This is a genomic window from Enterococcus sp. AZ170 (genome assembly GCF_050545135.1).
Taxonomy (GTDB): Bacteria; Bacillota; Bacilli; order Lactobacillales; family Enterococcaceae; genus Enterococcus_L; species Enterococcus_L ureilyticus.
The window spans coordinates 630,877-657,595 of the sequence record NZ_CP172947.1 but is presented as its reverse complement, the minus strand read 5'-3'; the positions used below and the strand labels follow the sequence as shown (position 1 = coordinate 657,595).

Below are 26,719 nucleotides of genomic sequence, written 5' to 3'. Positions count from 1 at the left end.
CCTAACGAACTTTTTCACGATACATTGTTCCTACATATGAATTAGAAGTGAGTTCCCAATCAGCTAGTAAGGATTTTGTAATATCATGAGCATCCATAACTGGAATTAATTGATATAACGAACTTTTATATTTGTTTGGTAACATTTTATCTACTGTCACACTTTGAATCAGCTGCTTCGTTTGTTCATTAGGCTGTAATACCTCTGAGTAATAAAAATAACCTTCTGAATAATACCAATAGTGACGTACCCCAGTTGCGGGTTTGTTGTTTACATCATAGATAACCGTACTATTAAATTGAATCGTTAAATAATTAAGCCCTTCAGTTAATCGATTCCCGTTATACACATATGCTGTATTTGAATTGTTCTTATCCGCTTTATAAATCTCGGATGCTATATAATATTTTCCCGAAGCTAGCTTGTATGTACTCCCCTTTGTCCATGTAGCGACATCTTCCATCTTTATATCTGAGCCACTTGATTTAGAGACAGTTTTTAGACTGCCATTCCCTGTCCCATCAGTCATATCCTGTTCAAATTGACCTAAAAACTCATATAAAGAGATGCGAACAATGGCTGGTATTTGTCCATTATTTTTTACTGATAATTTCATTTCCGTCGTTGTTCCAGGTATCCATTGCAGATTTGGGGTAAAGACTTCATCGATTGTTGCAGAAAGCTTTTTTGTATTGGTCATACTTGGGTTGATTTTTTCATCACTATAGGTAATCCAAGAGTATGTACTTCCCACTACCAGTAATAAGCTTAAAAACACAGAAAATATGGCTAAGAAAGGTTTATTTTGATTAATTGTTTTCAATAATCTTCTTCCTTTTCTCATTGGTCTCCCCCTCCTCTACACAATATTGTTTTGTTCGTCTTTACGCTTTTTCCATAATAAAATTGCGATCAACATCAGCAACAATCCAGCTAAGGTTTTATAAAGTAAATTTTTTATTTCTTCACCAGTCATCGGAAACATGCCTTTGGGCTTCGCCTTTGCTGGGGAGTCTTTGCTACTACTAGTATCTGATGACTCGGGCTGGTTTTTTGTTGCAACAAATGTCCAGTGATATAGTAATTGACTATCTTCTTTATAGTCTGCAAGAGTTAAATCTTTGTCTACTTCAAATACTGCCGTCAAAATTTGATCCTTACCATATTCACAAGTCCCTATTATCAAAGGCTGAACGGTCCAATCAAATTCCCCATTTCCTAACAATGGCCCTTGATACAACTGTTTCCCATCAAGTGATAAGGTCAATGTGATCTGTTTATCAAAATCAATTACACCTTTTGTAGACTTTGGGGTTGCTAAAATACCTAGTTCAAATGGTTCCTCTATATCCATACTACGAATCGTAATTGTTTTTTCATAACTTTCTCCAGGTAAGACATTTGGCAAATCAACATAGTACTCTCCTTCTGAAGAAGCAGATACTCCAGTTTCATCGCCAATGACCACTCCTGGAGGAAGGGTTTGACGGGCAACAGCTAGTAGTGTTCCACTGGTAAAAGTGATATACAGACTTAACAAACTACATAACACCAGAAATAATCGATGTTTTCGCTTTAATTGTTGCTGCATCATTTTTCCCCCTTCCCATTTTTTACGCTTTATTCATAATTAGCTTACTGCTTGACCATCTAGATAAGTCGTGATTTTTTTTGTTTCTGAACCGTCAGCTCCATTTAAATTCCAACCAGTACTATCGACCAAAGCTTCCTTAGTTGCTTGAATGGCTTCCATTTTTATGATTAAGTCGTATGTTGCATTTGTAAACTCTTTTCCTATAGAATTTGTAAACACTAATTTTTTCAATAAGTGCGGTGTTGTTGCTCCAGAATTGACTGGGCTTGTAAAGTAAAAATAGCCATCTTCTTTATTATATGCCCATTTATCATTCTTCAGATCCGCAATCGTCGCCATATCTGTGCCATACTCAATGTTTATCCCACTAACGTTTAACGCAGCCTTATCTGTCTGAACACCTTTTTTCTCTGAATCAGCTACTGGTACTTGATCAGCTGCTGTTGCGACAGAAACTGGTGGAATCGCTGTAAGTCCTAAAGTTGCGACTGTATAGTCATAATCTACATCGTATTTTTTGCCAGCACTTCCTAATAGAGCAGCTTTTGCTGCTGTTGCTTCTGTAGACGCTCCATCTAAAGTAGAGGCTGCCCAGTTTGATACTGCATATTTGTAGCCACCACTGTAAACTGAATATTTCGCTTTAGATAAAGCAAAATCCCAGTTTTCTACTGATGTTCCAGCAGTATTTCCTCCAGCCACGGACACATTAGTTTCCATTGCTTGATATTTACCTGGTGCATATTCATAGAATGCTGAATATGTAAATGTTGTGACATCTGCGTTTGTCACAGGGTTTGTTGTGACAGAACCTTTTGCATAAACTTTTACACCTTCTGGTATAGCTGCTCCTCCAGCATCTTTGACCTTACTTGTTACATCTGTATAATCATTTGCTTGTTTGACATACTTATCTCCGTCATATTCAACAGGAATATCATCTTCTAACGGTTTTGGTGTAGCACTAGCCTTCCAACCTGTATCTCGGTTTGTTACAGCACCTTTTTCCGCTAAATGTTTCAAAACTTCTTCATAAGATACACGAACAAACACTGGTACGTTCCCTGTATTCTTGATAGCTACTTCTTTGGTAGCCTCTGTTCCTGGGATAATATCCTTAGGTTTCCAGTTCTCCTCCACAGTAACACTGTCATCTTTGATTGCAGCCGCATCAACACGGTTAATTTTTTGGTCTTGAGAATTGATCCAAGCAAAGGTACCTGCAAGGAATGCTACTAAAGCTAATCCCGTGGCTGCTGCCAACTTTTTCTTTTTGTTCTTTTTCATTTTAAATAATCCTCCTATAAATTATAATGTATATTTTCACTTGCTTTTTTAAGTAAAGCAAAGTGTTAATATCCCTTTTCATACATTGGGCGTCTTCTTTTCCTGCCAACCGACTCTTCATTTGCTGTAAACAGATAAGATTTCAATACTAAAAAGAATCCATATAAAGAAAGAATACAAACTAAACAAGCCCAAAATTCTTCTCGAGCAAATTCTATGATACTTCCCACCTTCGGCACTGCAAATACTACTTTTCCTAATACTCTGTCTGCCGATATTGGCGGGTCGTTGCTCTTATTGGCATCTCCTTTAGTAACAAGATAATCTCCTTTTTCTCCGTTCAATTCATTTTTGTATTCCACCATTCGGTGAGTTAGATAGCGTGAGCCATCTCCCACAGCAAAAGTTACAATATCATTTTTTTTGACTTTTTTCCCATCTGTCAATTTAACAATAACGATATCTCCAGCATAAAAACCACCTTTGGGACCATTTTCTTGTGGAACCATCGAATTAGTCAAAACTGTATAAAACCGATACCCAAAAATCGAGGCTGTCGATTTCGAACTAAATGAAAACATCACTGCCATCGAAATGATTCCAATCGTAAGACCATAAAATACCAAATTGCTCAAAAAAGAAAATATTAGGATACCTGAACTTTTTTTAGATGGTTGCTCACGCTCTTTAAGATACTCAGCTGTTACTCCGCGTTCTTGGTCAGGCCTACGAGGTCGATGCCTTCGAGGAGACTCTTGATATTCAGATCGTCTAGGCTTTTTGGAAAAATCATTACGAGAGCTTTGCGCTGTTGGCCGCCCCCTTTTCTTTCCAATACGTTGCCTATGGCTTTCGTCTTCTATATAGATCCTTTCAGGCTCTACATAAGTGCGTGAACGTTTTTTAGGAATACTCTGCCTAACCTCTTCATCTATAGAACGGCGATTTTTTCGGACAGGAGTCCTTCTTGGCATATACAATCTCCTTTCATTTCAAAAGATAATCAGTCATATAAAATTTCACTCATCATGACTTTCATAAAAACAAATAATAAGATACAACCATAAAAAACAAAAAACATGACAATACATTATTATTTTAATCCACATGTAAACTATATCTCTTGTTATTTTTCATGTCAATCTATTTCTATTTTTTTCAGTCATTATTTTTTACTAAAAGAGGAAACTGATTTCTCTAAAATTGGAAACAGCACAAAAATTTATAAAAAACAGCGATAAACCTCGTTAAAATAGAGTTTATTCAAAAAAAAGGAATTTTCTAAAAAAATTACATTAATTCTAAGTTTTTTAATTTCAAAAAAATAAATAAATACACCTAAAAGAAAAGATGAAACAAAATTTATTTACATGTTATTTAATTAGATAAAAAAAAGGGGACTTCCATCCTTTAAAAATAACAATAAACAAGTTATTTATTCATTTTTTAACATTTTATCAAAAAAAGTGCGAACCCAAAACAAACTACTTGTTTTGAATTCGCACTTTAGATTTAAATAATTATCAAGCAAAGAGTGTTTAAAAAAAGAGGCTTCTTCCTTTCCATAACTGAACATTCTACTTTGTGCTACGTTTCAAATAAACTACGTGTTGCTTCTCTGATTTTTTGTGCTACATACGGATTATTCATCGTATAAAGATGAATCCCTTCTGTTCCTTGTGAAACTAAATCAACAATTTGATTGATCGCATAAGCGATCCCTGCATCACGAATAGCTTCCGGATTATGCTCATAACGCTCCATCATCTTTAAAAATTTAGTTGGCAACGTCACATTAGACATCTTTATCATACGCTCAATTTGTCTTTTATTGACAACAGGCATAATGCCCGCTTGAATCGGTACTTCAATAGCCGCAATATCACACTTTTCTTTGAATGTATAAAAATAGTTATTATCAAAAAACAATTGACTGATCAATTGATTGACTCCAGAATCAACTTTTCGTTTTAAGTTTCTGATATCTTCAACTGAATTTACGGCATCGCTATGGGTTTCAGGATAGCAAGCACCGATAATATTAAAATCACCTTGTTCTTGGATAAATGCGACTAAATCATTCGCATAAGAAAAGTCTTTCTTTGGTTCTTTATCTGGTAAAATATCTCCTCTTAAAGCTAGAATATTTTCTACCTTTTTTTGTTTAAGCTCCTCTAAAATAACTTTGATCTCATCTTTTGAAAAATTTACAGCAGGTAAATGTGCTACGCTAGGTAAAAATTGTTCATCTTGGATTTTCTGTGCAATATCTGCTGTACTTAAGTTAGCATCGGTTCCCCCAGCACCTAAAGTTACACTGATAAAATCAGGCTGTTGGCCTTTCAAACGATCTAAGGTATGATAAATCGTGTCAACTGGTGCTGTTCGTCTAGGTGGAAAAATTTCATAGGAGAAAACGGTCTTTTCTTTGAACAAGGTATCAGTCCTCATTTACACCCCTCCACGTACCTTTTTAGCTGCCAATACTAAGTTTTTCAAACTTGCTTGTGTTTCTGATACACCGCGGGTTTTTAAGCCACAGTCTGGATTGATCCAAATTTTTTCGATTGGTAATTTATTTAAGATATTCTGGATCGTTGTTTCGATTTCTTCTACTGAAGGAACACGTGGCGAGTGAATATCATAAACTCCTGGTCCCACTTGCGTTTGAAAATCGATTGCTTTTAAAGCATCTAAAATATCTAAATTTGAACGGGAAGCTTCAAAGGAAATGACATCCGCATCCATATGATCGATATCTTGAATAATATCGGCAAATTCGCTATAACACATATGTGTATGAATTTGTGTTGTCGGCTGTACTTTACTATGAACAAGTCGGAATGCTGGAATCGCCCAATCTAGATATTCAGTATGCCAATCTGATTGACGTAATGGTAGCTTTTCACGTAAAGCAGCTTCATCGATTTGAATAATTTCAATTCCATTCGCTTCTAAGTCTAAAACTTCTTCTTGAATTGCTAAAGCCAATTGTAATGTCGCTTCTTTTAAACTAATATCTTCTCGCGGAAATGACCAGTTCAAGATTGTTACTGGACCTGTTAGCATCCCTTTCATTGGCTTATGGGTCAAGGTTTGCGCATATTTTGAATACGCAACAGTAATTGGTTTCGAGCGCGAAACATCTCCCCAAATGATCGGTGGTTTGACACAACGAGTACCATACGATTGAACCCAAGCTTTTTCAGTAAATAAGTACCCCTCTAAACTTTCACCAAAATACTCAACCATATCATTCCGTTCAAATTCTCCATGAACTAAAACATCTAAGCCGATCGTTTCTTGAAAAGCGATACATTCATCGATTTTTTTCCGATTAAACGCTATATACTCAGCTTCTGTGATTTCTCCTTTTTTGAATTTTGCCCGGTTTTGTTTGACTTCTCTTGTTTGTGGAAAAGAACCAATCGTAGTGGTTGGTAAAGTAGGTAGTTCTAGTTTCTCTTTTTGAATAATTGCTCGTTCCGACAATTTTGGTAAACGAACATAATCATTCTTTGTCAATGCTTCGATTTGTTTTGCTACTCGTTTGTTTTTGACAAAACGTTCCTGAGTAAATAATACACTGTTCGCCTTTAACAGATCTTGATTTATTTTTTTATCTTCAAGGATTTTTTTTAAATCATTTAACTCGGTTAATTTTTCTACAGCGAAAGAAAAATAAGCTGTCACGTCTTTTTCTAACACGTTCTCATTCGCTAAGGTAAATGGAACATGAAGTAATGAACAGGAAGTATTTAATACAATATCACCGAACGGTTGAATCATCTCTAGTAATTCTAATGTCTTTTGATAATTATTTTTCCAAATATTTTTTCCATTTACAATGCCTGCAAATAAAGTTTTTTCTTTTGAAAACCCATGTTCTTCGAGTAAATCTATTGTTTTTCGCCCCTCAACAAAATCTAATCCAATCCCGTCAAATGGTAGTTCAATTAATTCTTGATACCCATTTCGAACGTCTCCGAAATAAGTTTGAACTAAGATTTTTAATTGACCTTTTTTTGCTAAAAGCTTTTCATACAATTCTCTAAATTGCTGAATATCTGTTGGCGTTAAATCTAAAACCAAGGCCGGCTCATCGATTTGAAACCATTCACAACCAAGTTTTGTTAGTTGATCAAAGATTTGTGTATAGGCTATGATTGCCTCTTCATAAAAATCTTTTGCCTGTTTGGAACCATGATAGGTTGCTAATTTCAATAGGGTAAATGGTCCTACTATTGTTGGGCGAGTCTGAATGCCAGCCTCTTTTGCTTCAGAGAAAGTTGTGAATAGTTGATTGCCGACTAGCTTTAGTTCTGTATCATCATCGATTTCAGGAACCATATAATGATAGTTGGTATTAAACCATTTTTTCATAGCTAAAGCAGTAACGTCACCAGACTCACCTTGATAACCTCGCGCTAAGGCAAAGTAGGTCTCTAATGGCGGCAATCCCAATTCTTGATATTTCTTAGGCACGAGATTCAGCAAAACTGCTGTATCTAATATTGTATCAAAAAATGAAAAATCACCGCTCGGAATAAAATCAATTCCTTGATCTACCAACAACTGCCAGTGTTTAAGGCGCAATTCTTTTCCTGTTTTTTCTAATTCTTCTGCTGTGATTTCTTTTCTAAAATACTTCTCTGTTGCAAATTTTAATTCCCTTAACTCTCCTACCCGCGGGAACCCAATAATTGATGTTTTCATACTTTTCCTCCTTCAATAAGGTATTTCAACTACTTTACCACGAGAAAGAAATATAGAATAACACTTATTTACTATTGATAAATATAGTTTATAACTATATTTTATAGAAGAAACAGAGCTATGACTCATAGAGTCATAGCTCTGTTTCTTCAAATTCAACTATTTAAACTATTTTTCTTGTTGCGCCAAAAAGTCTTTTGCTTCTTTATTAACAGCTTTCAAATCCAGGCCTTGCTTCGTTGCAGCAAACATGCAACCACAATAACATTGACGATAAACATCATACTCTTTACATAATTCAATCGAACGTTTATAGCCATTGTTTTTCTTGAAATCACTAGGTAAATAATTAGTGGCATAAAATTTTTGAATATCGATTCCGATTTCGTTGATCAATTGACTATTTTTCTTTGGTGATAACGTCAGTGCACTACCAAAATAATCATAGCCTAATTCTTGTGCTTTCTCCGCTACAATATCTAAACGCATTTGAAAACAGGCTGAACAACGTTTTCCACCCTCAGGCTCTTCAGTCAGTTCTTTTTCCTGCACCATTTGGATAAATTTATTTGGCTCATAAGGAGCAGCTAAAAATTTGACTTTACTGCCAGTTTGTTTATTAAAGTCCTTTACAAAAGTTTGTTGAACAATTTCTCGACGTTGATATTCTGCTCTTGGATGAATATTGGAATTCGCAAAGAAAATCGTAACATCTGCATATTGCGTCAGGTATTCAAGAGAGTATGTGCTACAAGGAGCACAACAGCTGTGAAGTAATATTGTCGGTCGTAGAGCAGACTTTTCCCATTCTAAGATAACTTTTTGTAAAACGCGATCATAATTTATTTTTTGATTGGGAGACATTTTCTCCGTTATTTCTGTTAAATTTATCAATGAATAGCCTCCATACTTAATAAGCCTTCTCTTTTATTTTACTGTTTAAATGGCAGTTTATCCAGTCCATTTTTAATAATTTGAATAGAGTGTGTTAATAAACCAGATTCTTTTTCTGATAGCGAACAGTCAACAAACGATTCTACACCATTTTTCCCGATCACAACAGGCTGCCCATAATAGGCATCTAGTTTATGACTATAGGCTGAAACAGGCACGATTGATTTTGAATCGTTCAAAATCATCCGAATCAGACGAGCAGCACAAGTTGCGATACCATAGCTTGTATAACCTTTGCCAAAAAAGGCCTTCCATCCTCCTGCTCTAACATCTTCATCCAAGCTTTCTAAATCAAGTTCAGTATTCCAAGACAAAAGTGGTTGATCTCCAACCGTTACGGTCGACCAAGCAATAAATTGGGAATCCCCATGTTCGCCATAAACATATCCGCCAATATTGCGTCCATCAATTGCTAAATTTCGACTTACTGCTTGTTTCATGCGAGCTGTATCCAACATTGTCCCTGTCCCAAAAACTTTAGATGTTTCAAATCCTGTCAGTTTTTGCATATACGCCGCAATCACATCACATGGATTAGTAATCGTTAAAATAATGCCAGTAAAACCAGACTGCTTGATTTTAGGTGCCGTTTCTTCCACGATTTTACTAGTAATCTCAAGTTCCTTAAACCGATCACCCTCCTCACCAAGTGCACTGATTTGTCCCGCACAGAAAACGATAATTGCTGCATCTTTTAACGCTTGATAGTCTTGAATGAGGATTTTTGTTTTACCTGTTAAAAAAACTTGTGCATCTTCCAAATCATATTGCTCAGAAACCGCCAACTGTTCATTTTTATCGATCAAAACTAGTTCGTCAACCAAACTTTCCATTACTAAGGTATAAGCAAGAGTTGCCCCAACATGTCCTAAACCAATGATTCCTACCTTACGCATTCAAACACTTCCTTTTACAATTAATCCTAGCTGAATCGAAACCTTTGGTCAACCTTCTTTTCAAGAATTTGTTTAACTAGTTTATTCTAGCATTCTCACTAAAAATAGTTCTTTTCACCTTGCTTTCAATAACATAAAAAAGTAAGCAAAATCTAGAAGTAGTTCTGCTTACTTTTTTATTCGCTTTATTTTACGGCTCTTGTTACTTTAAAATAATCAATATGAGCATGTTCATAATCTAGTACTTCAAAAGTAAAATCATCAATCACAATTTGATCGCCAACTATAATTTGATTGTTTTTTTTCTCTACGATAAAGCCAGCTAATGTAGACATGTCAGACGCTTCGAACGTTGGGAGCTTCACTTTAAAGTAACGCTCAAAATCATCAAGTGTGATTTTTCCAGAAACAATATAGCTATTATCAGATTTTTTAGCGACCAAGGCATTTTCTAAATCCGTTTCATCTCTGATATCGCCAACTAGTTCTTCTAAAATGTCCTCGATCGTTACCATCCCTGTCGTTCCACCATATTCATCTTTTAAAATGGCGATATGCTTTCCTTCTTTACGCATCATCGTTAAAAGACTCTTAATTGGCGTTGTCGCCAAAGCAACAATCGGTTCTTCAACTAATTCACTGACTTTTCTTTGATTATCGGTAAACGACTCCTTGATCAGGGCTGGTAACGTTACATAACCAAGAACATTATCTTTGGATTCTTCGATCACTGGATAGCGCGTATGCCCACGTTCTAGTGAATGTTGGATTGCTTGTTCGACCGTTTCATCTGCTTCAAACACTTCCATCGATGTTCGGTCGACTTGGATTTCTTTCGCTAAAGTATCATCAAATTCAAAAACATTTTCCATATAATGATATTCTTCTTTGGTTAGTTCACCTTTTTTATAGGAATCAACTGCTACATATAACAATTCTTCCTGAGTCAATGTTTCTTCACCTTCTGAGACCAAACGGATCCCTAACAGTTTCCCCAATCTAGCTGCCGAATGATTCAATAACCAGATAAAGGGATACATCACTTTATAAAAATAATGCAATGGTTTAACAATTCCTAAGACGACTTTCTCTGTTTGTGCAATACTGTAGCTTTTTGGTAATAATTCACCTACAACGACATCGACATACGTCACGATAGCAAACCCTAAAATAACTGATATTGTTCGGCTAAGGGCTGTACTGATCGGCAAGTTGCCAATAAGTGGATGCAACAATGCCGCGACTGATCCTTCACCGACCCACCCAATAATCAACCCTGTCAATGTGATCCCTAATTGACTAGCCGATAAATAAGCATCCAAGTGATGTGTTACATGAATTGCTAGTTCGGCGTTCTTGACGTTCTCTTTTTTTAATTGTTCCAACCTGGACATTCGGATTTTGACCAAAGCAAATTCACTTGCTACAAAAAATGCTGTGATCGCAATCATTAAAAATAGTATGAAAAAATTTATTGCAAGCATATTTACACCTCGTTTTTCTTCTTCTCTCTTATTATACTTGTCCTCTTTAATTAGCGCGAATAGGAGCTATTGAGGAGAAACAAAAAACTCTAAGACCTTCGGCGGCAGTCTTAGAGATTTTAATTTTTTATAATAACACTTTTCTTTCCCTTAATCGCGTTTTCCGCGCATCTCCAATAATCAACGGAACGGATTCGTATTTTACTTCACTATATTCTAGACCAAACCAGTTTTCTGGAGAAGTTGTTCTTTTTTTGATGGCTAATTTCAGTTGCATGATTTGACGATCCCACTTCTTCAATTCTGTTACTTTTGATAATTCTTCTCGAATAATAATAAATTGGAAATCACCAACTTCACGACCTGGTGTCAATGAATATTTTTGTGGTTGTTTTGGCAAGCGACCTTCCTTCATTAAATCATAAACGATTTGACGGATATAGACATTCACTTCTTGCGCTACATGGAAACCAAGATATAGTTGGACTTGAACAATAAAATCTGTGTCCATCATATCAACAGAATACTCTTTCGTAAAAGGTTCATCTGTTACTTCAACATTAACAAACCAATATACATTCGCTCGTTTCGGCTGTTTATCTAAGATTGAATAAATGATCTGGCGTCCAATTTCGTCACCAATCGTATCTGGAGTCATAAACACAACATTGGTTTGCGATTTTGGAACGGACGTGTCCTCTTTTAGCATCCGCAATTGTTCGACATACTGCTTCAGTGGAACGGTATCAGAGGTTTTCTCTTTGATGATATTGCCCCATTCCCAAATCGTCATCACAGCTAAAATCAATAAAGCGATCCCTACAGCAACATAACCCCCGTGGAAGAATTTCGCAATACTTGAGACAAAAAAGATCGACTCGATGCTACCAAAGAACAATGTAACAAGATAAGCAACCCAACGTGGCGCTCCTTTTTGAAGTAAATAAAACATTAATAAAATCGTGGTCATCAACATCGTTACAGTGATGGACAGACCATAAGCAGCCTCCATGTGGGTAGAGGTTCTAAAGGTGATAACGATCAGTGAACAAACGATCCACAACATCATGTTGACTGCTGGAATATACATTTGACCGATATTGGCACCTGGATAAATAATTTTCAATCTTGGCAATAATTTTAATTTGATTGCCTCAGACACTAATGTAAATGAACCGGAAATCAACGCCTGCGAAGCAATTACAGCGGCAACTGTCGCAAACACAACGCCGATAAGCATGATGCTATTTGGCATCATTTGGAAAAATGGATTTAAATTTTCAATCGCTAAAATAGATGGATCATTTTTGGCACTTAAGATCCAAGCAGCTTGACCTAAATAATTAAGAATCAAACAAACTTTGATATATGGCCAACTAGCTCGAATATTATGTTTTCCAACGTGACCTAAATCAGAATACAGTGCTTCGGCCCCAGTTGTAGCTAGAAAAACATTGCCCAAAACGAAGATCCCTAATTTGTTTTCAGGACTAAGCAACAGTTGAATCGCATAATAAGGATTCAATGCACGAAGCACCGTCCAGTCTTGTCCAAAATTGATTAGTCCCATCACACCTAAGAATGTAAACCAAGCAAGCATGATCGGTCCAAACGCTTTACCAACTGCGTCTGTCCCAAAACGTTGGACAGAAAATAAGATAAGAATAATCACTAAAGTAATCATCACGATAATGTTTTGATCACTACCAAAGCGATCAAAGAACACTGGTATTCCCCGCAAACCTTCGATTGCTGTGGTCACTGTTACAGCAGGCGTTAAGACCCCATCTGCAAGCAGTGCGGCTCCTCCGATCATAGCTGGAATGATCAGATATTTTCCTTTTTTACGTACTAGTGTATATAAAGAAAATATTCCTCCTTCACCATGGTTATCCGCATTCAACGCAATCACAACATATTTAATCGTTGTTAAAATCGTTAATGTCCAAAAAATCAATGATACCGCACCAATAATGAAATTTTCGGAAACATTTTGAAGACCTCCATTGTCACCTACGATCGCTTTCATTACATACAGCGGACTTGTTCCGATATCTCCATAAACGACACCCATTGCTACTAACAGACCAGCAGCGGTCAATTTCTGATGATGCGAAACTTTAGACTTCTCTACCACAAGATTCTCCTCCAATTTAAACGCTGAGCAGGCTTGCCTGCAAAGCTAGATAATGCGAAAGTTCAATAGGATACCACACTTTTTTATAAAAAAATGAGATGCTACTGTCACTTTTGAATATAACAAGAGACCTAAGTGAAACGACACTTGGCCCTTACACTTAGGTCTCGCAATTTCATTCTTAGACCAGTGTTTTCACACTTGCTGTTGATCTAAAAACATAGATAGACTATGCTGCTACTCCCCTAAGATTTTTATTTGGATGTCCAAACAAAAATATCGGTTACGATTTATGATTTAATTGAAAAATAGTAGAAAAAAATCAAAATAACTGATTTCGATAACAACTATAATACTCCTTTACTATTTTAGCAAGTCTTTTATGTAAATAAATTCAATAGTATTTTCAAAGACTTCTTTCAATTGAGTTAACTTAACTAAAAAGAACACTTGAAATGCTGATTTTCATTAAGAAAATCAACCTTCAAGTGTTCCTTCAATAATTAATTTATTCTTCGTCGTCTTCAGTTGAGTAGTGGAATTTAATCATTTCATTCACAAAAATCGGAATGATCGATAAGCCCATTACTAACAACCAATGGTTGATCCCAATTGGAACTAACCCAAACAAATCCTGTGTAAATGGTAACAATGCGATAACCGTTGTGATAATCACTGCTAACACGGCCATTTCGAAAAGTGATTTGTTTGTTGATAACTTGACTCTAAAAATCGATTCTGTACTTCTTACATTAAAAACATGTAAGATCGATGAATAAGCTAAAATCAAGAAGGCAACTGTTTGTCCGATTTCATGACTTGCTTCAAAGAAGTAGGAAACAGAATCAACATTTGCTCCTAAATAAAAACCAAACAGTGTGATAACTGTAAAGACAAAGGCATTGATTCCGATTTTTTGCCACAAACCACGTGCAAAAATCCCTTCATTTCTAGGAATCGGTGCTTCATCCATGATCCCTTTTTCAACAGGTTCTTTCCCTAAAGCAAAGCCTGGAAGACCATCTGCTACGACATTTACAAATAATAATTGAACAGCTGTGAATGGTGCTCCCCAGCCAAGTAACATCGCAATCAGTACAATAAAAATCTCCGAAATATTACAACTTAATAAAAAGTTTACCGCCTTACGAATATTACGATAAACTGCTCGCCCTTGAGCAACAGCATCTACAATCGTAGCAAAATTATCATCCGTCAAAATCATATCTGCTGCGCCTTGAGCTACATCTGTTCCTGTGATTCCCATAGCACACCCGACATCACTCGCTTTTAAGGCTGGTGCATCATTGACACCATCACCTGTCATTGCAACAACAGCACCTGTCCGCTGCCAAGATTTTACGATGCGAATCTTATCTTCTGGCGTTACTCTAGCATAAACAGAAAGTGATTTCACGCGAGAGTCTAATTCTTCATCGGACATTTTTTGCAGTTCTGAGCCAGTAAGTGCTTCACTTTTATCCGTTAAAATGCCTAATTCTTTTGCAATTGCTCCAGCCGTCACCACATGATCTCCTGTGATCATCACTGTTTTGATCCCAGCTTTTTTGGCTCTGGCAATAGCACCTTTACTCTCTGGTCTTGGCGGATCGATCATACCAATCAATCCTAATAGACGTAGATTCTTCTCTAAAGCCTCTGAAGTGATCTCCGTGGGTTCCTCATCATAGATTGCATAACCAACTGCTATTACGCGTAATGCACGTTTTCCAAAACGGTCATTGACCACAGCCGCCTGTTCAACATCTCCAAAACGAAAGCGAGTCAATAAGACATCGAAGGCTCCTTTTGTTACAGAAATGTATTTTTTCCCCATCTTATGAACTGTCGTCATCATCTTACGTTCTGAGTCAAAAGGAATTTCACCGATTCTTGGATATTTTTCTTCCAATTCAGCCTTTGTATGATAGTTTTCCTCAACAGCACGGACAATCGCTGCCTCAGTAGGATTTCCCTGAATGACTAAATCGTCTCCATCTTTATCTACGATCACATCAGTACACAAAGAGGCCATTTTCAAGACTTCCATTGCTTCATCGGTCATTGCATCTTCTGTATCGGTCACTTCATCGCCGCGTGACCAAACGCGTCTTACACGCATTTTATTTTGCGTCAGCGTACCCGTCTTATCAGAACAGATCACATTTGCTGTACCTAATGTTTCAACCGCTGGCAAACGACGAATAATGGCATGTTTTTTCGCCATTTTCTGCACACCATATGCAAGTGTTAATGTTACGATCACCATCAGTGTTTCAGGCACTGCTGCAACTGCTAAGGACACAGCTGTCATAAACATTTCCAATACAGGTTCCCCTTGTAGTTCACCTATGATAAATACCAATGCCGCAGCTCCTAAAGCAATAAAACTGATACGCTTCCCTAATTGATTTAAACGTTTTTGCAAAGGTGTTTGTTGGGTCACATCGTCGTTCAATAAGCCTGCGATTTTTCCCATCTCTGTTTGCATTCCTGTAGACGTAACGATTGCTCGCCCACGACCATTTGCCACAGTACAGCCTTTAAAGACCATATTTATTTGATCACCGATCGGTGCATCTTGTTTCCCTATGTATTCCGAATCTTTCTCAATAGGTTCACTTTCTCCAGTAAGTGCTGATTCTTCTACTCTAAGTTGTGATGCCTGGATCAAACGAGCATCTGCTGTAATCATGGAGCCTGATTCTAATACAAGTATGTCACCCACGACTACATCCTCTGCATCGATCGTTTCTACTTTGCCGTCACGTAAAACAGAGCTACTTTGTTTGTTCATATCCTGCAGTGCGGCCAACGATTTTTCAGCATTGCCCTCTTGAACGATTGCTAATACTGCATTGATGATCACAATGGCGATAATCAAGATTCCTTCAAAATAATCCCCATGGTCTGTTGCAATGGCTGTGTAAAATGAGATAGCTGCCGCAACCAATAAAATGATTGTTGTAAAATCAGATAAACTATGAAGAAATTTCTTTACTATCGACTCTTTCTTGGCTTCATGGAACTTATTGGCACCATGCTCAGCAAGCCGTCTCTTGACTTCTTGTTCCGTTAATCCTTGCTCTTTATTCGTATTCACTTCTTTGATAATTGTTTCGATAGGTTGTTTGTATGCTTCCATCCTATCCCCCCATTCTTATTTTTTCCTTCTATTAATATAGTATCTATACTCACTATACCATGTTTTTTTTTCAAACTTCAATAAATATGGCTAAATTTTCATTTTTTTAGCTTACTTTTTTTAAAAGTAGATCATTCGTCCAATAAAATTTTATTCTGTAATCAAAAGTCGTTTTATTTGAAAACGCTTACTAATTATGCTATTCTGTTTATAGAAGGAAGGAGGTACCATCAGTTGTATTGAAGAATTTCTCGAAGCATGACAAAATTAAACACAAAATTGTTAACAGAACACCATTCACCTTTCAACAAAAATATATGTAAAGTATAAAAATCATAAAGACATCTTTACAAATAGTGAATATGTGCAAAAATTTGTAGAAACAAGCCAAATACAATAAAAAAACACATATAAAGATAGTTTGATTAAAAAAATTTAAAAAAAGAAATGTAGAAAATGTAATGAAAACAACATTTGGTTTATGAACAAGAAATTCGACTAATTACTTTACATGTATAACGAAAAGTAAAACATTTATGATTCAATACGCTGATTCCTTCCAGAAACAAAAGCCAAGCTAATCGAGAAGCTTGGCTTTTTTCTTTGCAAGATATTTGTAAGTGAAAGTAAGATATGGTATATTGACTATGCGCTTTTTATTTACTACATAAATTAGACCATTGGAGGGATTTGCATTGCCAAAAAAGAAGAACTCATCTTTTGAGAGTTCCATTCACGTCTACAGAGCCATGAAACGCATGACCCAACAGGAACTTGCTGACAAGGTGGGAGTATCTAGACAAACAATTATTCAGTTAGAAAGAAATAGGTACAATCCTTCCCTTTTACTGGCTCACGACATAGCAGACGTTTTCGAAGTGCCTATTGAACAGATCTTCACGTTCAAGAAATTAACAGAAGACGAGCAAACGAACGAAGAAACCGACTAACGGAAGGAAAGGATAAATTATGACTGAATCACTTAAATCTTTTTTTGATGACTTGCCTGTAAATCATTGGTCTAGCTTTTTAATTATTGGACTTTCATTGATATTTATTATTTACTCAGTCTACTTTTTCTTTAGCAAAGAAGGAAAAGATGAACGAGGAAAGAAAATCATTTCAACGGCAAGTTTTATTTCATTTATCGTTACTATGATCACAATTTTCATTTTAGGTAACTTTTTCTATGATGTTGCTTCTAGCAGTGTGAACGCATATTCTTGGTTATTAAATTTTATGTTAGTAATTATCTCTGGATCTAACGTAATTAGTATACTAATTTTAAGAAAATTAAATTAAAAAGAATGGGATAAAAACTTATCCCATTCTTTTTTTATTTTATCATTCCTACTAGAAACAAATAAGACGTGTCCAACCATTAACAGTATTCGCAACAATCGTTTCTGAACGATCAGTATCCTCGGCATTTTTACTTCTTTCAAATGAAGCTCCTACAACTTCATCTACTTTCTTCAAATCTTTTGCTGCTTCCATTTTTTCAATTGATAATTTTCTCATGATATAATTTCTCCCCCTTGCGTTAATAACTAAATTATAAAGCGTTCTCGCCGATAAGTAAAGTTCTTTTTTCAGTTTGTGTCACTTAATAAATAACAAGGAGAGAACATTTACTGGATCGTAAGCTCTCAATAGTTGGTATCCCACCCCTGCTATACCACAAAAAAGGCTCACAGGAACGTTCGCAGGATCAGACTTTAGTGTAATAACATCTCCTAATAATAACTGAATATCATCCAAACGATTGTCTGCACTTCCATAGTTTCCATGACACAAGCAATCATCTAACCGCTCTTTATTTTCTACACTTCTGGACATTTTATCTGGAAAATCTAGGCCCAACTCTTGGCAAACCTCATTAATTCCTACGCTCCCTCGACACCAAGAATCATTTTGGATTTCGTCACTTTCAAGCATTGCTTCAAATCGTTCCTGGTACCAGCCAAGTTTTTCTTCAACCCACGTTTCTTGAAGGATGTGATGTGCTTTAACTAGGCCATAACAAACACCTGCATATCCATGAGCAAAGCTGTTATCTGCCATTTCATGACAGCTTAATACTTGTGTGTAGTCCCAAAGCCGCTCATAGGCCTCTTCACTTTGAAACTCCTGATAAACTGCTGCTAAAATAGCTAGTAAGCTAGCTTTGCCATACAGCCATTCATTTGATTGTTTTTCTGTTTGTATGTCCTCTATTTTTAAAGCTTTTAAACTCTTTTCCAGATAGGTCCGATGTTTTGAATCATCAAGTAACTTTGTCACATAAAAAGCTACTGTTAAACGCATTCCTTCGTCAAAAAAAGCACTCTCATAGCTATTTTTATCCACCGATGTTTGAAAAATCTCTTTTTCCAATAATTCGATTACTTTTTGGTAGCTACTCTTTGGAGCAAAATGATTCAGGTAGATGAAAAATAGATAGATTCCTGCGCTTCCTTCGTAAAGATTCGTACTAGGGTATACAATCCCTATCTCTTTATCAGATTCAGGCAAAACCGACATCCAGTCAATTTCACCATTTGTTTGATCTAATACCAGTTGGTCAATGATCGTATCCCCAATATCTGCGGCTTTTTGTAGGAATGGCTGTTTGATTGAGTGATTTCTCTTGGATATTGTTATTGGTTGTTCCTGATATTCTAAAGTCCCTAAGCTTTCCTTTAGTAATAGATAGGAAAAATTACTTGTTTTCTCTGTTATCTGTTCCATGTGTTCAATAGTGTCTTGTAGCGGTGTCTTTCTTAATAATTTAGGCAACTCTTGATTGTTAGTATAGACATTCGTTAAAGAGGTATTGGCCGTAAATAAAGGAACATCATGATCCAACATCGCTTGAACTTCAAAAGGAATCAAAGCTTCCGGAATGATTTTACTCGCCCATAAATTCTCAATAATCTTTTCTCGTTCAATATAGTTTGACATACTCTCAGTATGCAATGTAAAATTCAATAAATCTCCATAATTTTGTGTATCTCTGTAAATCAATCGAATCGTCTGATTTGCAAATAACGCTTTGACTTTTGCAATAAAGGCTGCCTTATTTTTTAATAATAGGCGATTGGTTGCTTGAAACGCGGTTTGGATCACATCACGATAATGTTTATAATCAACTTCTTTTCCTGCTAAACAAGGAATATTTTGAGCCCCATCCATATATCCTTCTTCTAGTTGAAATGCGATATCACTGGAACGAGTATTTCGCAGTCTTCTAACTTTTTCAGGTAATTTTTGCTTTGTCCCAGATAATGCATCCATTTCTAGTACACGTTTCCATTGTTTTTTTTGCGGCAATAATCCTGAAACGATCACAGAGTGTTTTTCTATTCTAGTTTGTCGTGATACTTTTTGTGTTTGTTTAAACATTTCAGGACGAATTAGTGTTTCTACATCGATCAAGACAGGATACGATCCGCTGGCAATCAAATTTTCCATATGTAAGTCAGTTGCGCCTAACCAATAGACAACAGCTAACAGTTGTCCGTACCTTTGATAAAAGTCCACCACATCCCTTTCATTTTGACATTCTTGATAAGCAATTTTTTCTTCAATCGTAAAGTTTGATGCGATAATTCGTTTGATTTTATAGAACGATAACGTTTTATCTAAGTCTTCTAGATACTTTAGTAGATCATTGAACCCTTCGCCTATTTTCAAATTTTTAAATTTGAAAATCAGCGACTGCTCCTGCACTTGAAACTGGATTACTGATTTCCCACGATCATGACTATCTCCTTGCCCTAGCTTTATTTGAGTAAGTATTAGCGGAGTCGAAATAGCAAAGGTTTCCGCCAATTGTTCTGTTGAATCATTTAGCGAAGCAAAGAATTCTTCAATCATTTCACAAGCAAAGGTCAATCTAACTGCAAGAATTCTAGCAAGAGTTGGATATTCACCATAAAAAAGATAGGTTCTTTGTTTATCACCAAGGAATTCTTCGATATATTTAGTAAATTCTTCCTCTTTTGTTGCCGCTTGTAATTGATATTCTTCAATCATTTGATGAATATCCCAAACCAATGTTTTTTGTGCAAGGAAAAAAAGTTCTTTTGACAATTGATCAATGAGTTCTTTGATTACTCTTTCTGATAACTGAATCAAAGAAAATTTATCTCTCAGATATCTAATATGTTCTTCATAATAATGTAGATGAAAACGTAATGCTGCGGATAAACTCATTTCTTTTATCGTAATCTCAGACTTAAATAGCTGTCTATGTAATTGAAACCAGTCACTTTTTTCGACAGTCGGAAGTAATGACTGTGCCCGCTTTTCAGTGAAAGGGAGCAATCCAACACTATACGTTTGTTCATCTAAGTGATAGCTTTTAAGCATTTTATCATAGTCAGCTAGTTTCATTAAACTTTTACGCGCTTGCCATTGCGCTAAGTATTCTTGTCCATCGTCTCCTAAATCCAACGCTTTCCAACTTTGGATTCTTTCGGACATTGTTGTAGCATAACTATATGTCAACTCCTCAATCATCATTACCTCTCCTTTATTTTCTCTGTTCTTCTTTATAATAATAAATAAATAGCCAAAATACTATGGTTATTTTGTGACTATCTGTCCGAACCTTCTAACACTACTCACTAAAAACAAATTCCCACGCCTACCGAAAGCGTTATCAAAAAATAGTGAAAAGCTTATCTAATTTACCAAAACTATACATAACATGTCTGCTTCCCTCTATTACGATCAACCTTGAAAATTATTCAACAAAAATAACAAAAGATTGTGAATTTTTAGTTATTTCAGCCTTTTGATAGAAATAAACAGCTATTTTGTAAGCATTTGTTTTGTGAATTTTTTACTTTTCGTATATTATAGTTATTAAGAGGTATGTACCAATATTTTTGAAAGGATATGAAAAAATATGTTAAAATTATATACCACCAATAGTTGTACGTCATGTAGAAAAGCACGTAGATGGCTAATTGACCATGATATTCCATTTGAGGAAAAGAATTTTGGCACTACTCCTATTACATTAGACGAACTAAAAAATATATTGATCCTTACCGAAGAAGGCACGGAAGATATTATCTCCATCCGATCCAAGGTCTTCCAAAAACTAGATACAGATATTAATGAGCTTCCTTTACATGTATTACTAGAGTTGGTAAAAGATAATCCTGGACTATTACGTCGTCCAATCATGATCGATGAAAAAAGATTACAAATCGGCTTTAATGAAGATGAAATTCGCTGTTTCTTACCTAGAGCTGTTCGCAAAAGAGAATTATCACAAACTTTACTTTTAAGCGGCTTATGACTGTTACTACCTCGAAGTAAAAAATCAAAAAAACTCATTCTGTTTCTAGCTAGAACATGTGGAATAAATACCTTTGCACGTTTGCAGCGTATTTATTCTTCACTGGTGTTCAGTTAAAAGAGAATGAGTTTTTTAGCTTAGATTATTTTACGAACATCGCATCGCCAAAGCTAAAGAAGCGATAGCGTTCATCGATTGCATGCTGGTAAGCCGTAAGGGTCAGATCTTTGCCGGCAAAAGCACTAACAAGCATCACTAAGGTCGACTTCGGTAAATGAAAGTTAGTCGAAAAGGCTTGAACAATTTTAAATTCATAGCCGGGTGTGATAAAAATATCTGTCCAACCACTATCAGCTTTGATTTGTCCGTCAAATTTTGTTCCAATTGTTTCTAATGTTCGAATCGATGTTGTCCCAACCGCAACAATTCTACCGCCCATTTTACGAACTTCATTCAGTTGTTCTGCTGCTGCTTCAGTTAGACGATAAAATTCACTATGCATTTCATGTTCTGCAATATTTTCCACACTTACAGGGCGGAATGTGCCTAATCCCACGTGTAAGGTCAAATAAACGAGCTTCACGCCTTTTGATTGGATTTTAGCAAGTAATTCCTGCGTAAAGTGTAAACCCGCTGTAGGAGCTGCTGCAGAGCCATTTTCTTTAGCATACACCGTTTGATATCGTTCAGGATCTTCTAACCGTTCTTTGATATACGGAGGCAAGGGCATTTCTCCCAGTGACTCCAAGATTTCTAAGAAAATTCCTTCATAATTAAACGTGACGATCCGACCGCCATGTTCTAATTCTTCAACGACAGTTGCTGTTAAACGACCATCACCAAAACTGATTTTGGTCCCAACTTTTGCTCGTTTGGCTGGTTTGATCAATGTTTCCCACGTATCCCCTACAGTGTTAGTCAAAAGAAGGACTTCTAAATGACCACCCGTTTCTGGTTTTTCACCGTACAATCGAGCTGGAAGTACTCTTGTATCATTCATGACTAGTGCATCTCCAGCCTTTAATTCATCAATGATGTCATGAAAATGTTTATCTTCAATTTCTTTTGTCTCATGATTTAAGACTAAAAGACGTGAACTCGTTCGATCTTTTAAAGGGGTTTGCGCAATCAGTTCTTCAGGTAAATCAAAATCAAAATCTTCTGTACTTAACATAGTTGTCACTCTTTCTCCTTGATTTGTCTTGGTCATTCTACCATTTTTTATAGTATCTGGCTATGAAGAAAGCATTTCTCAAAAAGACAAATTACTTGAAACTGTCTTTTTCAAACGTTACACTTACTAAAAGTAAGTTTTTTAAAAAAAGGAGGAACCGCTATGTTTGCACCTATCCATCACGTTTCACTATTAACTAGATTTGCTGAGAGAAATCATTTTTTTTACACAACTATTCTTGGTTTACGTTTTGTAAAGAAAACAGTCAACCAAGAGAATCATAAAATGCTTCACTATTATTATGGTGATTATGCTGGAACGCCTGGATCAGTTATTACGTTTTTTATAGTTCCTGCACTTGGACGACGTTATGATAACGATTCTTTTTTAAGCACGATTGGTTTAAAAATCCCTAAAGGCAGCCTAGATTTTTGGGCCCAACGTTTAGCTGATGCACAAATCAAATTCGTTAAAGAAGATAACCTACTCCATTTTACAGATGAGGATCACGTAGATTTACGCTTGATTGAAGTGGAACAAGGTCCATTAGAACAGAATTTGCAGGTTAAAAATGCTATTCCAGGAGATAAGCAAATTCTTGGTCTCTCTTCTACTGAATTTCATAGTGCTGAACTTGACAAAACAGCAGACTTTTTCTATCGATTGTTAGGATGGAAAAATAATCAAGGACGTATCCAGCTAAATGAAACAGATTTTATTCAGCTCTTACCAACAGAAACAACTGAGAAAACACGGATGGGACGAGGAAGTATGGATCATATTGCTTTTTCAGTCAATGATGAACAAGCGCTAGATAAACTTCATAACAAAGCGCAAAACCAAGGCTGGAATATTGAAAAATCAGTACACCGCGGCTATTTTAAAAGCCTCTACATCAAAGAACCTGGTGGTATGCGTGTTGAGTTTGCTACTCTAAGTCCTGGTTTTACGATCGATGAGCCCTTAAATTCATTGGGAGAACACCTTGCTTTGCCGCCTTTTTTAGAAGAAAAACGATTAGAAATCGAAACAACTATTTATAAAGAACAATAGAGCTTTTTTATACTCAAAAATACAAGCAGGTGTGTAAGATAATAATAGACTGGTTTAGCTAGAATAGACCATTCTTATTATTTCTTTCCTCCTGCTTGTATCCTTTAAAGTATCAAAAACTACATTTTGCTGCACAGAACATTACCACTTCAACGATTCTACCAGCACTTGTACGTCTTTGATCCTTTTCATTTCGTAAAGCCCACATTGTTAGCTCGTGACCGATTGTCGGCTTCAATCTGTGTCACAAGCCCACAACACAACGCTTTACTTTTTCTGGATAGAAACAAAATAAAAAAATGGTGCTGGTAAACTCTACCAACACCATTGCATGTTCAACAAATAGGCATCACATGATCCATCTCAAAATCCATAAAGAAAGTTCTAGATATTTCTTCGAAAATTGAGTAAAATGGAATATGTCGATGTTACGCATTGACAAGGGCAACTTGATTGGTCAGCGTTCTCTGACTTTTCAGGGCTTCATGAATCAGCGCCAACTGATTTTTGAAGTGCCTTTTTATTATATTCGTTTCTATCCTATTACTCATTTTAAAGAAAAACAATTTCATAGTCAACAAAGTGTCAAAAATTTTTTTATTTATCTTGTTTTATTATTAAAATAAAGCTAATTTTCTTCACTTTTTGCTCGCTTACATAAAATGTTTGAACCAGAACTAATTAAAAAAAGCCGAAAATAAAATGAATAAACCATTTTTATTCTCGGCTTTTTTTCGTTTACATATTCGGTATATCTACGCACTCTTCGTAAGACCAAACAAAATCTTGATCCGTTTCTACCTGCATTTGATCTTCTATTTTATTGGGGGGCAATAATTTTTGTAAACTGATTTTTCCTTCTTCAATAAGAAAATGCCAATTCTTTCTATCTTTTGTTTGAATAATATCAGTAAAATCAATCATATTTTTTTCCAACCATTTTTTGCTATTCGTTTCATAATTTGTTTCATCATGGAAGAGTTCCTGTTTTAACAAAACATACTTTGCTGAAAAATCTAGCCCAGCAGCCATTCGATAAAGTTGATCCGCTTCTCCAAAGCACATCTGTTCACTATAGATATCTCCAAGTAAAACAAATGCATTAAAACACTCATTTAATTGAATCCCACCATTTTTAATACTTGTTTCAATAGTTAGCTTAAAAAAATAGACTGCTTGTTGGTGATCATTTTCTTTCAAAGCTAGCTGTCCTTGTTTAAACCATTTTCTTATTTTCCTTTTATTAAACATCTTTTCTCCTTAAAAACTTTTTTCCTAGGAAGTACGTTAGAACAAATTCTCCGTTGTTTCTTAACCACTTGTTCAGATTTAAGGAGAGCAAAACAAAACGTATTGCGTTTTGTCTAGCTCTCCTTAATTCACTAATTGTGGCACCCATTTTTCATAACGTTAAGCGACTAAAATTGTTACGTTTATTCAACTTTTTCTAAGATTTTAACATCTCCTGTTTTCGATTTCACATCAACTTTATATTTTCCGTTGTTTGCTACATCTGAAAAATCATTTCTCAATTCGCCAGTCCCTGTACTTGCTGTAATCTTGACTGACTGGCTAGGATCTTGCAGCCATTTGATAAATCCGGATTGACTAGAGACCTGCGCATTTACTTTACTTTCTTGGACAGCAATCGTTTGGCCGGAGCCATTTTTTAAATCTAATGTGCCTTGATTTTCCTCTGAAACGATTTTTCCGCTTTCATTAGACATCAAAAGATCCCCTTTTGTTCGTTTAACGATAACTTGACCATCTGTTGCAGTTGCTGTCAGTTTTTTTGTTTCCGAATCTTCTAGGATCATTCTACCTGAATGATTATTCAACACAACATTATCTGAGCGTAAAAATTTCAAGATGGAGAGTCCTTTATCGCCGTCGATTGTTAGATCACCCAGCATACCCGTAATGACTGTTTTACCAGACACACTTTTAACCTTTAAATTCATTGCGGATTCTTCTATGATCACATCACCGTACTCGCTACTGACATTGCCATCATCTGCAATAATATTTTTAGCGTAAACATCTCCAGAGAGTAAATCTAAGTCAAAATTCTTTGTTTGAATATCTAACAGGCGCAGATCTCCACGGCTTAATCCCAAATGAAAATCATCCAAGATTGTGCCTTTTGGAATAAAGAAAATCACTTCTGATCGTCCAGTGCGGGTAAAGGTATCAAAGATACTTTCTTCATCTAAAGTCAAATTTACTTTATTATCATATGAACCCGTTTCAATTTTTTTGATATCGCTTTCTTTAAAGCGACCTTTGACCATCAAACTAGGTTTTTCTGTACTAGATACTTCTACTGTTGTAATTTCGACATCCGCATCTGAATCAAAACTAAACGCAGCATGATTGCTTGATGTTAAACTGATTTCTTTATAGTATTGTCTCCCTATATACATCAATCGGTTCGTCATTGAACAAAATAACAGCAAGCCCATTCCAAAGGCTAAAAAGCCAATCGACAAACCATTGATCCATGATCGTTTTTCACTTTGCCAGCCTTTTATTACTTGCAAAATGATTGCTATCAACAGTAAACAGAAAATCGTTGGAATCCCCGCAAGATTCTGCTCTTCTATCAACTCTTTGATTGTGTACGTCAAGAAAAAAGCCAACAAGGCTAAAAGTAACAGAAGAAATAATGGTTTCAATACTTTAAAGACTGTTTCCATAAATTTCTGTATTCTTTTTTTCTGCGTTTGAATGAAAACATCTTGAATTTCTTCTCTTGGAACAACTGACGTTTTAGCATTGATTGCAGCATCTAAACTTAAATCTGCGTAGTAATCCGCTGCAATCTCTTCGGGTGGGGCAAGGCCTGCAACAACTTCTGCTTCAGTCTGACCTTCTTCTAAACAAATCGCTAACTGTTCCAATAGATCTTCTTTTAATTCGTTAAACTCTTCTATATCTTCTTCAGCAAAAGCTGCTTGTAGCTGATTTAAATATTCTTTCATTGTTT

General features: G+C 35.9%; 21 protein-coding genes. 5 read left to right on the top strand and 16 right to left on the bottom strand.

The genetic code is table 11. The annotated features are described in order from the left end of the window. Position 1: 1 nt before the first annotated feature. The 11 genes from IGJ55_RS03180 to IGJ55_RS03130 form a co-directional block, all read right to left on the bottom strand. Positions 2–844, bottom strand: coding sequence for a BsaA family SipW-dependent biofilm matrix protein (locus tag IGJ55_RS03180; protein WP_430607288.1), 843 nt, complete (start codon positions 842–844; stop codon positions 2–4). 15 nt (positions 845–859) lie between these two features. Continuing rightward, a complete protein-coding gene (locus IGJ55_RS03175; RefSeq protein ID WP_239574192.1) occupies positions 860–1,594 on the bottom strand; it encodes an LPXTG cell wall anchor domain-containing protein in 735 nt (244 codons plus the stop codon). Positions 1,595–1,630: 36 nt separating this feature from the next. Then, complete coding sequence (locus IGJ55_RS03170) at positions 1,631–2,881, bottom strand: hypothetical protein (protein ID WP_430607287.1); 1,251 nt, start codon at positions 2,879–2,881, stop codon at positions 1,631–1,633. 65 nt (positions 2,882–2,946) lie between these two features. After that, complete coding sequence (locus tag IGJ55_RS03165; RefSeq protein WP_430607286.1) at positions 2,947–3,855, bottom strand: signal peptidase I; 909 nt, start codon at positions 3,853–3,855, stop codon at positions 2,947–2,949. A 613-nt stretch (positions 3,856–4,468) separates the two neighbouring features. Then, positions 4,469–5,332 carry a methylenetetrahydrofolate reductase [NAD(P)H] gene (gene metF / locus IGJ55_RS03160; protein ID WP_207120231.1) on the bottom strand — a complete coding sequence of 288 codons (864 nt, stop codon included), beginning with the start codon at positions 5,330–5,332 and terminating at the stop codon, positions 4,469–4,471. Beyond that, a complete protein-coding gene (metE, locus tag IGJ55_RS03155; protein WP_430607285.1) occupies positions 5,333–7,597 on the bottom strand; it encodes a 5-methyltetrahydropteroyltriglutamate--homocysteine S-methyltransferase in 2,265 nt (754 codons plus the stop codon). A 168-nt stretch (positions 7,598–7,765) separates the two neighbouring features. Further along, positions 7,766–8,491 (bottom strand): epoxyqueuosine reductase QueH, encoded by a 726-nt coding sequence (locus tag IGJ55_RS03150; protein ID WP_207120233.1) that lies wholly within the window; start codon positions 8,489–8,491, stop codon positions 7,766–7,768. Between the two features lie 38 nt (positions 8,492–8,529). Beyond that, a complete protein-coding gene (locus IGJ55_RS03145; protein ID WP_430607284.1) occupies positions 8,530–9,447 on the bottom strand; it encodes an L-lactate dehydrogenase in 918 nt (305 codons plus the stop codon). Between the two features lie 185 nt (positions 9,448–9,632). After that, positions 9,633–10,931, bottom strand: coding sequence for a hemolysin family protein (locus IGJ55_RS03140; RefSeq protein ID WP_069638949.1), 1,299 nt, complete (start codon positions 10,929–10,931; stop codon positions 9,633–9,635). Positions 10,932–11,058: 127 nt separating this feature from the next. Continuing rightward, a complete protein-coding gene (locus IGJ55_RS03135) occupies positions 11,059–13,005 on the bottom strand; it encodes a KUP/HAK/KT family potassium transporter (protein WP_167351660.1) in 1,947 nt (648 codons plus the stop codon). Positions 13,006–13,576: 571 nt separating this feature from the next. Beyond that, positions 13,577–16,213: a calcium-translocating P-type ATPase, PMCA-type gene (locus tag IGJ55_RS03130; protein WP_069638947.1), complete on the bottom strand. Its 2,637-nt coding sequence runs from the start codon at positions 16,211–16,213 to the stop codon at positions 13,577–13,579. 695 nt (positions 16,214–16,908) lie between these two features. Here IGJ55_RS03130 and IGJ55_RS03125 point away from each other — a divergent pair. Next, positions 16,909–17,163, top strand: coding sequence for a helix-turn-helix transcriptional regulator (locus tag IGJ55_RS03125; protein WP_010762625.1), 255 nt, complete (start codon positions 16,909–16,911; stop codon positions 17,161–17,163). 19 nt (positions 17,164–17,182) lie between these two features. Beyond that, complete coding sequence (locus IGJ55_RS03120; RefSeq protein WP_069638946.1) at positions 17,183–17,515, top strand: hypothetical protein; 333 nt, start codon at positions 17,183–17,185, stop codon at positions 17,513–17,515. Positions 17,516–17,566: 51 nt separating this feature from the next. On the opposite strand, the gene IGJ55_RS03115 is transcribed toward IGJ55_RS03120, so the two are convergent. Together IGJ55_RS03115 and lanM are read right to left on the bottom strand one after the other, a co-directional pair. Then, positions 17,567–17,734, bottom strand: a complete 168-nt coding sequence (locus IGJ55_RS03115; protein WP_167351659.1) for a hypothetical protein — start codon at positions 17,732–17,734, stop codon at positions 17,567–17,569. Between the two features lie 81 nt (positions 17,735–17,815). Next, the gene (lanM, locus tag IGJ55_RS03110; RefSeq protein ID WP_430607283.1) at positions 17,816–20,716 is read right to left on the bottom strand and encodes a type 2 lanthipeptide synthetase LanM; all 2,901 of its coding nucleotides are present in this window, start codon (positions 20,714–20,716) and stop codon (positions 17,816–17,818) included. Positions 20,717–21,107: 391 nt separating this feature from the next. Here lanM and spx point away from each other — a divergent pair, with 391 nt between their 5' ends. Continuing rightward, positions 21,108–21,506, top strand: coding sequence for a transcriptional regulator Spx (spx, locus tag IGJ55_RS03105; RefSeq protein ID WP_069638944.1), 399 nt, complete (start codon positions 21,108–21,110; stop codon positions 21,504–21,506). A gap of 142 nt (positions 21,507–21,648) precedes the next feature. On the opposite strand, the gene queA is transcribed toward spx, so the two are convergent. Further along, positions 21,649–22,680, bottom strand: coding sequence for a tRNA preQ1(34) S-adenosylmethionine ribosyltransferase-isomerase QueA (gene queA, locus IGJ55_RS03100; protein ID WP_069638943.1), 1,032 nt, complete (start codon positions 22,678–22,680; stop codon positions 21,649–21,651). Positions 22,681–22,842: 162 nt separating this feature from the next. Between queA and IGJ55_RS03095 the strand changes: the two genes are divergently transcribed. Both IGJ55_RS03095 and IGJ55_RS03090 read left to right on the top strand, forming a co-directional pair. Continuing rightward, complete coding sequence (locus IGJ55_RS03095; RefSeq protein WP_429950188.1) at positions 22,843–23,733, top strand: VOC family protein; 891 nt, start codon at positions 22,843–22,845, stop codon at positions 23,731–23,733. A gap of 425 nt (positions 23,734–24,158) precedes the next feature. Next, entirely contained in the window at positions 24,159–24,359 is a 201-nt protein-coding gene (locus IGJ55_RS03090; RefSeq protein WP_069638941.1) for a hypothetical protein, read from the top strand. A 112-nt stretch (positions 24,360–24,471) separates the two neighbouring features. On the opposite strand, the gene IGJ55_RS03085 is transcribed toward IGJ55_RS03090, so the two are convergent. Together IGJ55_RS03085 and IGJ55_RS03080 are read right to left on the bottom strand one after the other, a co-directional pair. Continuing rightward, on the bottom strand, positions 24,472–24,984 hold the full coding sequence (locus IGJ55_RS03085; protein WP_430607282.1) for a hypothetical protein: 513 nt from the start codon (positions 24,982–24,984) through the stop codon (positions 24,472–24,474). Between the two features lie 182 nt (positions 24,985–25,166). Continuing rightward, positions 25,167–26,714, bottom strand: a complete 1,548-nt coding sequence (locus IGJ55_RS03080) for a DUF4097 family beta strand repeat-containing protein (protein ID WP_430608114.1) — start codon at positions 26,712–26,714, stop codon at positions 25,167–25,169. Positions 26,715–26,719: the final 5 nt, after the last annotated feature.